Origin of the sequence: Exiguobacterium sp. FSL W8-0210 (assembly GCF_038006045.1) — a bacterium.
Classification (GTDB): domain Bacteria; phylum Bacillota; class Bacilli; order Exiguobacteriales; family Exiguobacteriaceae; genus Exiguobacterium_A.
The window spans coordinates 2,413,307-2,425,964 of sequence record NZ_JBBOUK010000001.1 but is presented as its reverse complement, the minus strand read 5'-3'; the positions used below and the strand labels follow the sequence as shown (position 1 = coordinate 2,425,964).

The window sequence follows — 12,658 nt, the reverse complement described above, 5'->3', positions numbered from 1 at the left end:
ATGGAATTGATGCAAGGCAAGGTAACAGAAGCAAAACCGAGACGTCTTGGGATCGGACAAAAGCTTGGACCACTCGCAGGGTTGTTCGCGATCGTCCTCGTCGTCTCGGTCATGGAACCGGACTTTTTAACATTAAACAATCTATTTAACATCTTACGACAAGTCTCAATCAATGCCTTGATTGCCTTCGGAATGACGTTCGTCATTCTGACAGGTGGGATTGATTTATCGGTCGGCTCGATTCTCGCCCTCTCGTCAGCCTTCGTCGCGGGTCTGATGACGGACGGAACGTCAGCGTTGATCGCCGTTCTGGCTGGATTGATCGTCGGAGCCGTCATGGGTGCCTTGAACGGGATGGTCATCTCACTCGGGAAAGTTGCACCGTTCATCGCGACACTTGCGACGATGACGATCTTCCGCGGCTTGACGCTCGTCTATACGGATGGGAAGCCGATCACTGGTCTGAGCCAAGGTGGCTGGTTCGAATTGTTCGGACGCGGTTACTTCTGGATCTTCCCTGTACCGGTTCTAACGATGTTGATCGCCTTCGCGGTCCTCTACTTCATCTTGAAGAAGACGACGTTCGGTCGTTATACGTATGCGATCGGTGGGAACGAAGAAGCAGCGAAGTTGATGGGGATTCAAGTCAATAAAGTCAAAATCATGATCTACTCACTCTCAGGCTTGATGGCAGCACTTGCCGGCATCATCCTGACGTCCCGTCTGAACTCGGCGCAGCCGACGGCGGGGACATCATACGAACTCGACGCCATCGCAGCGGTCGTCCTTGGTGGGACGAGCCTGTCAGGTGGTCGTGGCTGGATTGTCGGTACCTTGATTGGTGCCTTGATCATCGGAACACTGAACAACGGTCTCAACTTGCTTGGTGTCTCCTCGTTCTTCCAACTCGTCGTCAAAGGTTTAGTCATTTTGTTCGCGGTACTCGCGGACCGGAAACAAGCAGCGTAACCCACACTCTAAAAGGAGGATCTACAGATGAAAAAACTACTTGCAGTCGTCATGATGGCATTAATGGTCTTCGCAGCCGCCTGTTCGACGGAACAGCCAGGCAGCAGCAACGGTGATACGAAGAAGAAGACGAAGGACTTCAAGATCGGTCTTTCGATTTCAACCCTCAATAACCCATTCTTCGTCTCGTTAAAAGAAGGGGCAGAACAAGAAGCAAAAGCACAAGGCGCAACACTTCAAGTCGCAGATGCACAAGATGATGCAGCAAAACAAGCAAGCGATATCGAAGACATGGTTCAAAAGAAAGTCGATCTCATTTTGATCAACCCAACGGATTCAGCAGCAGTCGGTGCAGCCGTCCAAACAGCGAACGATGCGAACATCCCCGTCATCACGGTTGACCGCAATGCAGAAGCAGGCGACGTCGTTGCACATATCGCGTCGGATAACGTCGCTGGTGGGAAACAAGCAGGTGAGTACATGATCGAACTCGTCGGTGATAAAGCAAAAGTCGTTGAGCTCGAAGGGATTCCAGGAGCATCCGCAACACGCGATCGCGGTAAAGGGTTCCATGAAGCAGTCGACGGTAAACTTGACGTCGTCGCAAAACAAGCAGCCAACTTCGATCGGGCAAAAGGGTTGTCGGTCATGGAGAACATCCTTCAGAACAACAAAGACATCAAAGCAGTCTTCGCACACAATGATGAGATGGCACTTGGTGCGGTTGAAGCATTAAAAGCAGCGGGTCTGAATGATGTTAAAGTCATCGGCTTCGATGCGACGGATGATGCCGTCAAAGCTGTCAAAGACGGAAAAATGGCAGGAACAATCGCTCAAAAACCGACTGAGATCGGGAAGATGGGTGTCGAAACAGCGATTAAGCACTTAAAAGGTGAAACAGTCGAGAAGAACATCCCAGTTGATCTCGAATTGATCAAACAATAAGGAGATGAGACACCTGAGTCGACGATTCAGGTGTCTCTTTTCGTCAGGTAGAGTAGGCAGGAAAAAGTTCCTAAATCTATTCCTTGTTCCCGTACTTGTTTTTCTCTATAATGAAAGAAGCGTATATTACTGAAGGAGGATCATCGATGATCATTCATAACGTGGCTCTTGTCGGCCTCATCGTCGTTTCCGTTCTTCTCATCATCGTCGTTCTATTGATGTCGGGTCGTACGACCGGACTCGGAGCATTGACGGGTGGAGCAGAACAATTATTTGGTCGCCAAAAAGCTCGTGGCTTGGATGCGGTCCTAAATCGTGTGGCGTCTATCTTAGGAGCATTACTCTTCATCTTGGCGTTACTCGTCGCTTTTTATAAGTGAGCATTGAAACGACAGCCGTATGATCGCGCTGTCGTTTTTTGTATTTCTCGATATTCAATTTTTCCGGATATGGGGTATAGAGTTAGAGGGGGAATCATTTTATGAAAATCACTTTACCGAAACCATTCTTTTTCGAAGCCGGCCCACGTGCCGTTTTACTATTACACGGATTCACGGGATCGAGCGCGGATGTCCGCATCCTCGGTCGCTACTTGCAAAAACAAGGCTATACGTCCCTAGCACCACAATATAAAGGGCACGCTGCCCCACCCGAAGAGCTGACGAAGACCGGGCCAGCCGACTGGTGGCAGGATGTCCTTGCCGGATATCAGGAACTCGTCGATAAAGGTTATGACGAAATCGCTGTTTGCGGACTATCGCTCGGTGGTGTCATGTCACTGAAGTTATCGATGAACCGTCCGGTCAAAGCGGTCATCCCGATGTGTGCACCCGCCTACATCAAAAGTGAAGAAGTCATGTATGCAGGAGTCACCGAGTACGCACGAGAATTCAAGAAGCGAGAAGGCAAATCACAAGAAGAGATCGACCACGAGATGGCGTCCTTCGAACCGATGCCGACCTTGAAGGACTTACAGGAACTGCTGCGCGAGACACGCGATTCGCTCGAGGACGTCTACGCACCGACGCTCGTCGTCCAAGCGCGCAACGACCACATGATCAACACCGACTCCGCGAACATCATCCATGATGGAGTCAGTGCCTTCCAAAAAGAGCTGATCTGGTATGAGAACTCAGGTCACGTCATTACGCTCGACAAAGAAAAAGACCAGCTCCACTCTGACATCTTGGACTTCCTGGAGTCATTGAACTGGAGCAAGTAACTGGAGGTGTCACGTTGGAATTACGTGAACGAATACTAACGGTCATCACGACGGAAGAACGTCCGTTGTCGATTGATCAATTAACGAAAAAACTAGAACTAGCGGATACGGAAACATTCAAGGAATTGATCCGGACGCTAAACGCAATGGAAGACGAAGCATTGATCGCCCGGACACGCTCGAACAAGTACGGAACGCTCGCGCAAATCGGTCAAGTCGCTGGGAAGATTTCCGTCCACCAACGCGGGTTCGGTTTCGTCTCACCGGAAGACGGCTCAGAAGGCGATATCTTCTTACCGGCACCGGAACTGAAGAACGTCTATAACGGCGACCGTGTCCTCGTCAAAGTGTTTGCCGAGTCAAACGGCGGCGATCGTCGCGAAGGGAAACTGCTCAAGATTCTCTCACGCGGACCAGCTGATTTCGTGGGAACGTTCGTCAGTCCAAAAGGACGAATTGAATCGATTGCTTACATTGAACCGGATGATACGAAGCTGACGTTCTTACCGGTCGTCGCGAACGACGATACACTCGGTGCCGTCGATGGCCATAAAGTCCTCGCCCGGATCACGAAGTATCCAGACGGTCGCTACGCCGGAACGGCAAAAGTCTTAAAAATCATCGGTCACAAGAATGACCCAGGCGTCGACATCTTGTCGATCGTCCATAAGCACGGCATCAACGTCGATTTCTCATCGGAAGCAATCGCTGAAGCGAACGCTGTACCGGATCAGATCGATGAGAAAGACTTAGTCGGACGCGTTGATCTACGGAACGAATTGACGGTGACGATTGACGGGGCAGACGCAAAAGACCTCGATGATGCGGTTCACGTCAAAAAGTTAGCGAACGGTAACTTCGAGCTTGGTGTCCACATCGCCGACGTCTCGCATTACGTCAAAGAAGATTCAGCACTCGACGAAGAAGCGCGTGAGCGCGGAACGAGTGTTTATCTCGTCGACCGCGTCATCCCGATGATTCCGCACCGTCTATCGAACGGGATCTGCTCGCTCAATCCGCACGTTGATCGTCTGACGCTCAGCTGTATCATGGAAATCGATGCGAACGGTGCTGTCGTCAACCATGAGATCTTCCAGAGTGTCATCAAGACAACGGAACGAATGACGTACACGGACGTCCGAAAAATCATCGAACGTGAAGACGAAGAAGTAATCGCGAAGTACCAAGATCTCGTCGAGTACTTCGACAAGATGGCAGAACTCGCAGCAATCCTGCGCGAACGTCGCTCGCGTCGTGGGGCGATCAACTTCGACTTCCCGGAAGCGAAGGTCCTCGTCAACGAAGAAGGCAAGACGAGTGAGATCATCCTCCGGGAACGGTCGGTCGCTGAGAAGTTGATCGAAGAGTTCATGCTCGCAGCGAACGAAACGGTCGCGGAGCACATCCAGCGTCAAAAACTGCCGTTCATGTACCGGATCCACGATGAGCCAAAAGCTGAACGTCTCGATACGTTCTTCAAGTTCATCGGTAACTTCGGCATCAATGTCGAACGCAAGGGCGAGTCAGTCGCACCGAAAACGTTGCAATCGATCCTCAACGCCGTCGAAGGCGAGCCGGAAGAAGCCGTCGTCAGTACGGTCATGCTCCGTTCGCTCCAACAAGCGAAATACGACATCGAACCGATCGGTCACTTCGGTCTGTCGACGGACTACTACACGCACTTCACGTCACCGATCCGTCGTTATCCGGACTTGATGGTTCACCGTCTGCTCCGTGAGTACGTCATCTACAACGATAAGTCACAGAAGACGCAAGACCGTTACTCGGAAATCTTACCTGAGATCGCTGATCACTCGTCAAAACGCGAGCGTCGCGCCGTTGATGCGGAGCGGGAAACGAACGCCTTGAAGAAAGCCGAGTATATGGAGCAACACATCGGTGAGACATTTGAAGGTGTCGTCAGTGGTGTGACGAACTTCGGGATGTTCGTCGAATTGCCGAACACGATCGAAGGACTCGTTCACATCCAAGCGATGACGGATGACTTCTACCGTTACGATGAAGCTAACTATCAGCTGATCGGTGAGCGGACGAAGCAACAGTTCCGGATTGGGGACGTCGTTGAGATCAAGGTCACGAACGTCAACATCGATGAACGGACGATCGACTTCAGCGTCGTCGGAATGCCAGAGCGGCAGCCGAAGAAACGGTTCGAGTCGAAGACGATCCGCTCAAGCGGTGGACGTCCGGGACAAAAACGTGACGACAAGAAGAAGGACGATCGTCGTGGCAAGAAACGGTCAGGTAAGAGCGACCAAAGCAAAGGAAAAGGATTCTCGTTAAAGAATAAGAAAGATAAACCGCCGTTCCATAAGGCGGTCTCGAATAAGAAACGGAAGCGCAAATAAGCGCTTCCGCATCGGAAATGTGGTGAACGAACATGCCAAAGGGAACAGATTCGAAAGTCTTAGCGAACAACAAACGGGCCTCGTTCGATTATGCGATCGAGGATACGATTGAAGCCGGTCTCGTCTTGACGGGAACGGAAATCAAATCAGTCCGTAAAGGAAAAATCAGCATCGGGGACGCGTTCGTCCGGTTCGACGGGGGAGAAGCGATTCTCTGGAACTCGAACATCGCCCACTTCGAACAGGGGAACCGCTATAACCATGAACAGCTCCGTCCGCGGAAACTGTTGCTGCACAAGAAACAGATCGCGAACTTGATCGGGGCAGTCTCACGGGACGGTTATACGATCGTACCGCTGAAGGTCTACATCAAGAACGGTTACGCGAAATGCTTGATCGGACTCGGACGCGGGAAGAAGAAATTCGATAAACGTGACGACCTGAAGAAGAAGGATGCGAAGCGTGATATCGAGCGAGCACTACGCGATAAGCAAAAGTATTGAACCCGTAACACTTTTCTGCTAGAATATTAGTATTCGGAAAGCCCCAATTTTATATCTTGGGGACGTTACGGATTCGACGGGGGTAGTTCGGTCTTCTGTGGCGTGTCGAGGGGTCGGCCTCGTTAAAACGCACCAGCCATAACTGGCAAAACTAACACACAACTCGCAGCAGCGTAATAGCAACTGCGGATCCTAGCAGCTGTCGCCTGGTCGGCTGATTTCTAGGGTCTCACTTTAAACAGGCTACGCTTGGACCCTTCCGTCTGGAGGGAAAGAGAAGAGATAGAATCAGACTGGTCGGACGGACGCCTGTCAATTGGCAGCCTGACGACGAGATCCCAATAAATTGACTACACACGTAGAAGCTTAAGTATACGATGCCTTCGGACGTGGGTTCGACTCCCACCGTCTCCATACGACGAAATCAGCGGATTTCAAGAAAAGTGTCACACCAATTTAGGTGTGGCACTTTTTACTTGAAAATTAAAGTATCTTTAGATTTATCATAAAAATACAAGTTATTAATACATATGATTAAATACAAATACATTTATTAAATTAAGTACCTAAATTAAAAATATAAAATCTTTATTCACAGTTTGTGATTTTTATGGATATAAAGTAAAATAATAGTGTTGCGTATTGATTAGAAACGCAAAGGAATTGTTTCAACTTGTCAACCAGATAGTCTCCTGAGACGTCAAGCAACACGGCGGCGACCCAGTAGAAGATTCTGTTCGTCATTTCTGAATCATCTCCTATATTCATCACAAGTATCACATGATGATTACACAATAATTGTTTATTTGGGTCCGATTGCTGTTTTCATCCTAATGATTAGAATAGTGATTGATTTTTATTTATGCTGAGAAGGCGATTTTTAATAGACCCGGTTAATGCCTTCTTAGCTCTAAATTAAAGGAGCCTGTAGTCATGGAAACTTTAGAAAGATTTAAAAATTATCATCCAAAAAATTATTTACATATTGATAGAAAAATTTTTATTGGAAACATGTACACTCCGACTCATAATAAAACAATAAGAAGGCGTGCTTTTGAACTGATTCAAGATAAAGAATATGTTCAAAAGCATGCTTTTTTACCATTTATACATTACAGTATAGATTTGAAAAAATATACATTTATAGAAGGTCATAATAATAAAACTTTAAAAGTACTTAAAACAAGTAGTAATGAATTTAATCAAGGACAATATAAATATATAAAGCCCAAAAAAAGAGAGATTTATTATGCATCACATTTTGATAGTTATATATATAAATACTATGGTGAACTTTTGAATACGTATTATAACGATTTTGCTATAAAATATAATATTGATGAATGCTCGATTGCTTATAGAGATAATAAAAAAGGAAAAAACAATATACATTTCTCTAAAGAAGTTTTTGAGTTTATTTTAAAACAAAAAAATGCATTGATTATTGCTTTAGATTTTTCTTCTTTTTTCGACAATATATCTCATGACGAATTAAAAAAATCTTTAAAACAATTATTGAATGTCGGAGAGTTACCTGCAGATATCTATAATGTATTCAAATCAATTACAAAATTTAGGTATTTAGAAAAAGAAGACCTTGATAGATATTTGCTATCTTTAAAAAATGAAAAAGACATAGATATAGATAATTTAATAAATGAGAAACAAATAAAAAACTATATGAGTATGCATACTTTTAGAAATTTAATTAAATCTAATCAACTAAAAGTTTATCCTGAAACCATAAAAACGTTTGGTATTCCTCAGGGTTCTGGAGTAAGTTCCGTTTGTTCTAATATTAGACTGATACAATTTGATATAGAAATGAATGAATGGACTAAAAAATTAAAGGGTTTGTATAGAAGATATTGCGACGACTTAATTTGGATAATTCCTGATGTCGACGAACACCAGATGGATCAAATAAAAAATGAAATTTATGAAAAAATTTCTAGATATAAAGACTTAAAATTACAAAAAGAAAAAACTATATTGCTTAATTACTCTGATAAAAAAATGACTACTCTCGAGGGGCAATCATCTAAGTTAGATTACTTAGGATTTGTATTCGATGGTAATTCAATAAAGATTAGGGAGAAAAGTTTGTTTAAATATTATAATCGTGCCTACAGAAAAACTAGGGTTTTAGCTAAGAAACACCATGTTTACAACAGAAATGCTTATATGAAAAGTCTTTATGGTCTATATACTCATTTAGGGATGAATTATAAAGGCTATGGAAATTTTATTTCATATTCTTATAAAGCAGAAAAAATAATGAAGGCACTTCCTGTAGATGTTCAAATTAGGCAACAAGTAAAAAGACATTGGTATAAAGTAAATAAAAGGCTTAAAGATAACAAAGAAATGTATGGACAAAATTTAAAAAACTAGTCGTATATTTTAATACTAATTATAATTTTAGATTAATGAGGTGTAAAACATGATACGACGTGCCACGTTGATGGACGGAAAAGCCTTATCGGACTTGATGCGACGCATTGATCGGGAAACGAAATATATGTTGTATGAGCCGGAGGAACGCGTCCTGTCAACAGAACAGGCGGAGGGGTTCATCGAGAAGTTCGGTCAGGCTGCGAACTCGGACATCTTCGTCGTGGACGTCGATGAGCAACTCGTCGGCTATGTGCTCGTCGTCGGTGGTGAACCGAGTCGGATTCGTCACCGGGCGAACCTCGTCATCGGCTTGCTCGATGCCTACACGGGCCGTGGGCTCGGTGCGGGACTACTTGAAGCGGTGGATGCGTTTGCGATTGAAGCTGGACTCATCCGACTCGAGTTGACGGTTCGCAAGGATAACTTGCGGGCAATCGAGCTCTATCATAAGTTTGGCTTCAACATCGAAGGAACACGGATTGCATCACTCTTCATCGATGGCGAATACGTTGATGAACTGGCAATGTCGAAGATTTATACAACCGAAGAATCCTAAAAAAAGATGCTCCGTGGACTTACCTCTAAAAAGAGACGAGACCGCGAGCATCTTTTTTATGGCGATACCTTTTGTTGTTCGAAATCAATCTCCAGAACGTTTTTCGCATAATCCTTACCCCAATCATACATCGCATCTAAAATCGGCATTAAGCTATGACCGTGTGGCGTCAACGAGTACTCGACCTTCGGTGGTACGACCGGATAGACTTCCCGGTGAATGATATGGTGGTCCTCGAGTTCGCGCAGTTGATTGACGAGCATCCGTTGCGTGATCCCAGGCATCAGACTTTTCAGTTCCCCGAAGCGTTTCGTTCCTTCCTTGCCTAAGTGCCAAAGAATGAGCATCTTCCATTTTCCCCCGATGATCGAGAGTGTCAATTCCTTCTCACAGTTAAACTGACGGTCTTCAAAATGTGGCATCGTTCCACCTCCTGCTCCAGTATAGTCTTTCTTCCAATCGACAGTATACTTTTTTGCACTATGTATGAAAAACCGCACTATGTAAATTAAAAGTGCGTACTTCTCAAGAATGCTCCTGCGGATTATATTTAGTCTTGTTCCTTCATGAACGTCCGAAGGAAGTGTCAGGTACGACAATATAGAGAAGAATGGGAGAGATACAAAATGAAATTACAACTCGCAATTGATTTAGTCGATACAGCAGGTGCGATTGCTTTAGTCAAAGAAATCGGGGAAGACAATTTAGATATCGTCGAAATCGGAACACCGGTCGTCATCAACGAAGGGCTCCGCGCCGTCAAAGAAATGAAAGCCGCGTTCCCGAACTTAACGGTCCTCGCTGACTTGAAGATCATGGACGCTGCCGGTTACGAAGTCAGCCAAGCTGTCGCACATGGTGCCGACATCGTGACGATCCTTGGTGCGGCGGAAGACATGTCAATCAAAGGGGCAGTCGAAGAAGCGAAAAAATCAGGCAAACAGATTCTCGTCGACATGATTGCTGTGAAAGATATCGCAACACGGGCGAAAGAACTTGATGCGTTAGGCGTCGACTACATCTGTGTCCACACAGGTTACGATCTCCAAGCAGTCGGTCAAAACTCATTTGAAGATCTTGCGACAATCAAGTCAGTTGTGACAAATGCAAAAACAGCTGTTGCGGGTGGCATCAAGATGGAGACGTTACCGGAAGTCATCGCTGCACGTCCTGATCTGATCATCGTCGGTGGCGGGATCACGGGACAAGATGATAAACAAAAGACAGCGTCAACGATGCACCGGATGCTGCAAGAGGCGTAAATGACACATATCCAAACGATTATCAAAGAACTGACATCGACGGTCGAAGCGATCGATGCGACGGAGACGAAAGAACTGGCAGACTCTGTGCTTCAAGCGAACCGAATCTTTCTCGCAGGAGCCGGTCGCTCCGGCTTGATGGGGAAAGCGTTCGTCATGCGGCTGATGCACATGGGACTCGATGCTTATGTCGTCGGCGAGACGGTCACGGCGAATTTACGCGAGGGTGACTTGTTAATCGTCGGTTCCGGATCAGGTGAGACGAAAACCTTGATTCCGATCGTCGAGAAAGCACAGCAACTCGGTGGAACGGTGGCCGTCGTCACGATCAATCCGACGTCGACGTTAGCACGATTAGCAGACTTAGTCGTCCAACTGCCCGGAGTTCCGAAAGAACAAACGGCATCAGCGGACGAGACGGTGCAACCGATGGGCTCGTTGTTCGAACAGACGATGTTGTTGTTCTATGATGCCTTGATTCTGCAGATCATGGAAGAGAAGCAGCTTGATTCGCAAACGATGTACGGGAAACATGCCAACTTAGAGTGAAACATATGAAACAGATGAAACAGATTAGTTCTCTTCAATAGAAGGGGGCTGACCTGTTTTTGTCTATATATCTTCCACGTATGAATGCGTATTAATCAGAAATTCTTCTTACCCTCTTTTCGTAATTTTCTTGAAGACGTAGTCTCGAAGCATGCGATACTCAAAGAAAGGAAAAAAGAGGAAAAGGAGATTGTCATGCGATTTCAACGGATTGTTGTAATCAGTGCATTACTCGCTGCAAGTATTTTGACCGGTTGTGCAGAACCAGACCAAGTTCCGCCTTTGAATCAGCTTCACACGCGATGGATTGATGATATCACTGCTGAGGATGGTGCTGAGCCGGATGCCATCGTACAACGTATTAAAGCAGAAGACTTTTCAGAACAGGATTCGTTTGAAGCGGATTTCCGTCGTCACGTGACGTTTTACTTTAAGGATGGAACAAAAGCGCATCCGACTGAAGGCGATATCTGGAGTAGTGTCGCCCTCGGGAATCATGCTTACGTGACGCTTCATTATCCAAAAGGAGCAGATCGTATTGCTGTATTAGAGTATACCAAGCAAGAGAAGAACTGGATTTTAAAAGGCGGTTTACATGACGACGTTCAAAATATTAAAAAAGATGATGATTCGACTCGCGGTTTGAATTTACCGTTCTCAACATTCCAAGCGATTATGAGTAGTTCGACTCCTAATGGGGACGATAGTGTTTGGTTCTTCCACACGAAGTCCCAAACGATTCTTCTAACCGTTGTTCCGAAGCAAGACGTTCAAGGCGAGGACTGGAAGGAAACGACACTTGCGAACGGACAGACGGCTTATTTCGAGCAGAAACAAGGGAGAGCGAACCTCTATTACGTCGAGGACAACCAAATCGTCCTCCTGTCCGGTAACGTGTCGCTAGCACAATTAAAAAAATTAGCACGATCGATTGCTCCTGTCGAAGCTGCTGATTTTCCATATTCCTAAACAAAAAAATCCGGACGCTGCGGCATCCGGATTTTTGTTTTACCATTTGAAATCGAAATCAGCACCGACATCTTTTGCGAGATGGGCATCTGATCCATAGACGAGCGGAATCGATAACGACTGCGTGACTTGCAAGAGTTCCGGGTAAGGATAGGAAAGACCGCATAACGGCTTACGGAGTCCTGCCGTGTTGACGTCGAGTGTGAAGTTTGCCTGACGGATCTTCCGTAACGTGTCGTCGAGGTTCGTTGGGTTCGACTCAAGCGGATAGGCTTGGATGAACTTCGTCGGTAACGTCAAGTGACCGAGTCGCTTCGGTTGGTGTGCACCGAGATCCGTCATGACGAGGGCTTGGATGCCTTCATAATAGCGTTCGTGGACCGCCGTGACGCTTCCGAGTTTCGTGACGATCTCACCGAAGCTTTCCTTGCTGAAGTCGACGCCGTAATACTGCTCATCGATGTATAAGTAATGCAGTGAGAGGATGCCGTCGGTCAAGACGTCAGCGTAGCGAGCGATGATATCACGCGTCCCGTCGACATGTCCTTCCCAGTAGTCGAACTCCATCCCGATCCGGATGTCGATCTGATTTTTGTATGTCTCGCGGAGTTGCGTTAATTCCTTCAGGTAGGCATCGGCTGTCGCGAACGACATTCCGGAATCGTTATCTGGCGCAGGATCCGCCACACCTTCAGGTAAAGGGGCATGTTCCGTGAAGCTGATCCGTTCTAAGCCTTGCTCTAACGCACGCTCGATGTAGGCTTCAAGTGGATCCTTCGTACCGTGTGGACAATATGGACTGTGGACGTGACCGTCCCATTTCAATAATTGCATGATAAACCCTCCGATTTTTTAGAATTGGCAAGCAAAGCGATTGACAATGTGCCCAAAACGCGGTATCTTATCGTTAAATAATT

At 46.3% G+C, this 12,658-nt stretch carries 13 protein-coding genes and 1 other RNA gene; 12 read left to right on the top strand and 2 right to left on the bottom strand.

Annotated elements, in window-relative coordinates:
- From rbsC to MKY22_RS12640, 9 genes are all read left to right on the top strand, one after another.
- Entirely contained in the window at positions 1 to 969 is a 969-nt protein-coding gene (rbsC, locus tag MKY22_RS12680) for a ribose ABC transporter permease (protein WP_341088987.1), read from the top strand.
- 27 nt (positions 970 to 996) lie between these two features.
- The gene (gene rbsB, locus MKY22_RS12675; protein WP_035396322.1) at positions 997 to 1,914 is read left to right on the top strand and encodes a ribose ABC transporter substrate-binding protein RbsB; all 918 of its coding nucleotides are present in this window, start codon (positions 997 to 999) and stop codon (positions 1,912 to 1,914) included.
- Positions 1,915 to 2,060: 146 nt separating this feature from the next.
- Positions 2,061 to 2,294: a preprotein translocase subunit SecG gene (gene secG, locus MKY22_RS12670; RefSeq protein WP_023469201.1), complete on the top strand. Its 234-nt coding sequence runs from the start codon at positions 2,061 to 2,063 to the stop codon at positions 2,292 to 2,294.
- Between the two features lie 101 nt (positions 2,295 to 2,395).
- Positions 2,396 to 3,136 (top strand): alpha/beta hydrolase, encoded by a 741-nt coding sequence (locus MKY22_RS12665; protein WP_023469200.1) that lies wholly within the window; start codon positions 2,396 to 2,398, stop codon positions 3,134 to 3,136.
- Positions 3,137 to 3,150: 14 nt separating this feature from the next.
- Positions 3,151 to 5,505, top strand: a complete 2,355-nt coding sequence (gene rnr, locus MKY22_RS12660; RefSeq protein WP_341088986.1) for a ribonuclease R — start codon at positions 3,151 to 3,153, stop codon at positions 5,503 to 5,505.
- A gap of 32 nt (positions 5,506 to 5,537) precedes the next feature.
- Positions 5,538 to 6,008, top strand: a complete 471-nt coding sequence (gene smpB, locus MKY22_RS12655; protein ID WP_023469198.1) for an SsrA-binding protein SmpB — start codon at positions 5,538 to 5,540, stop codon at positions 6,006 to 6,008.
- 58 nt (positions 6,009 to 6,066) lie between these two features.
- Positions 6,067 to 6,425: a transfer-messenger RNA gene (gene ssrA, locus MKY22_RS12650) on the top strand.
- A 516-nt stretch (positions 6,426 to 6,941) separates the two neighbouring features.
- Positions 6,942 to 8,402, top strand: a complete 1,461-nt coding sequence (locus MKY22_RS12645; protein WP_341088985.1) for a reverse transcriptase — start codon at positions 6,942 to 6,944, stop codon at positions 8,400 to 8,402.
- A gap of 49 nt (positions 8,403 to 8,451) precedes the next feature.
- Positions 8,452 to 8,961, top strand: a complete 510-nt coding sequence (locus tag MKY22_RS12640) for a GNAT family N-acetyltransferase (RefSeq protein WP_341088984.1) — start codon at positions 8,452 to 8,454, stop codon at positions 8,959 to 8,961.
- A gap of 56 nt (positions 8,962 to 9,017) precedes the next feature.
- On the opposite strand, the gene MKY22_RS12635 is transcribed toward MKY22_RS12640, so the two are convergent.
- Positions 9,018 to 9,383, bottom strand: coding sequence for a winged helix-turn-helix transcriptional regulator (locus tag MKY22_RS12635; protein WP_075643057.1), 366 nt, complete (start codon positions 9,381 to 9,383; stop codon positions 9,018 to 9,020).
- A 204-nt stretch (positions 9,384 to 9,587) separates the two neighbouring features.
- Here MKY22_RS12635 and hxlA point away from each other — a divergent pair, with 204 nt between their 5' ends.
- The 3 genes from hxlA to MKY22_RS12620 all read left to right on the top strand — a co-directional run bounded on the left by hxlA (position 9,588) and on the right by MKY22_RS12620 (position 11,741).
- Positions 9,588 to 10,223, top strand: coding sequence for a 3-hexulose-6-phosphate synthase (hxlA, locus tag MKY22_RS12630; RefSeq protein ID WP_290779000.1), 636 nt, complete (start codon positions 9,588 to 9,590; stop codon positions 10,221 to 10,223).
- The gene (gene hxlB, locus MKY22_RS12625; protein WP_290779003.1) at positions 10,224 to 10,772 is read left to right on the top strand and encodes a 6-phospho-3-hexuloisomerase; all 549 of its coding nucleotides are present in this window, start codon (positions 10,224 to 10,226) and stop codon (positions 10,770 to 10,772) included.
- A gap of 195 nt (positions 10,773 to 10,967) precedes the next feature.
- Complete coding sequence (locus MKY22_RS12620; protein ID WP_290779006.1) at positions 10,968 to 11,741, top strand: hypothetical protein; 774 nt, start codon at positions 10,968 to 10,970, stop codon at positions 11,739 to 11,741.
- A gap of 39 nt (positions 11,742 to 11,780) precedes the next feature.
- Here MKY22_RS12620 and hisJ read toward each other — a convergent pair whose 3' ends face one another.
- Complete coding sequence (gene hisJ / locus MKY22_RS12615) at positions 11,781 to 12,575, bottom strand: histidinol-phosphatase HisJ (RefSeq protein WP_215147254.1); 795 nt, start codon at positions 12,573 to 12,575, stop codon at positions 11,781 to 11,783.
- Between the last annotated feature and the right edge of the window lie 83 nt (positions 12,576 to 12,658).

Excerpts from the sequence above, each read along its gene's own strand:
- rbsC (WP_341088987.1), top strand. The coding sequence starts at position 1 with ATGGAATTGATGCAAGGCAAGGTAACAGAAGCAAAACCGAGACGTCTT.
- rbsB (WP_035396322.1), top strand. The coding sequence starts at position 997 with ATGAAAAAACTACTTGCAGTCGTCATGATGGCATTAATGGTCTTCGCA.
- secG (WP_023469201.1), top strand. The coding sequence starts at position 2,061 with ATGATCATTCATAACGTGGCTCTTGTCGGCCTCATCGTCGTTTCCGTT.
- MKY22_RS12665 (WP_023469200.1), top strand. The coding sequence starts at position 2,396 with ATGAAAATCACTTTACCGAAACCATTCTTTTTCGAAGCCGGCCCACGT.
- smpB (WP_023469198.1), top strand. The coding sequence starts at position 5,538 with ATGCCAAAGGGAACAGATTCGAAAGTCTTAGCGAACAACAAACGGGCC.
- MKY22_RS12645 (WP_341088985.1), top strand. The coding sequence starts at position 6,942 with ATGGAAACTTTAGAAAGATTTAAAAATTATCATCCAAAAAATTATTTA.
- MKY22_RS12640 (WP_341088984.1), top strand. The coding sequence starts at position 8,452 with ATGATACGACGTGCCACGTTGATGGACGGAAAAGCCTTATCGGACTTG.
- MKY22_RS12635 (WP_075643057.1), bottom strand. The coding sequence starts at position 9,383 with ATGCCACATTTTGAAGACCGTCAGTTTAACTGTGAGAAGGAATTGACA.
- hxlA (WP_290779000.1), top strand. The coding sequence starts at position 9,588 with ATGAAATTACAACTCGCAATTGATTTAGTCGATACAGCAGGTGCGATT.
- hxlB (WP_290779003.1), top strand. The coding sequence starts at position 10,224 with ATGACACATATCCAAACGATTATCAAAGAACTGACATCGACGGTCGAA.
- MKY22_RS12620 (WP_290779006.1), top strand. The coding sequence starts at position 10,968 with ATGCGATTTCAACGGATTGTTGTAATCAGTGCATTACTCGCTGCAAGT.
- hisJ (WP_215147254.1), bottom strand. The coding sequence starts at position 12,575 with ATGCAATTATTGAAATGGGACGGTCACGTCCACAGTCCATATTGTCCA.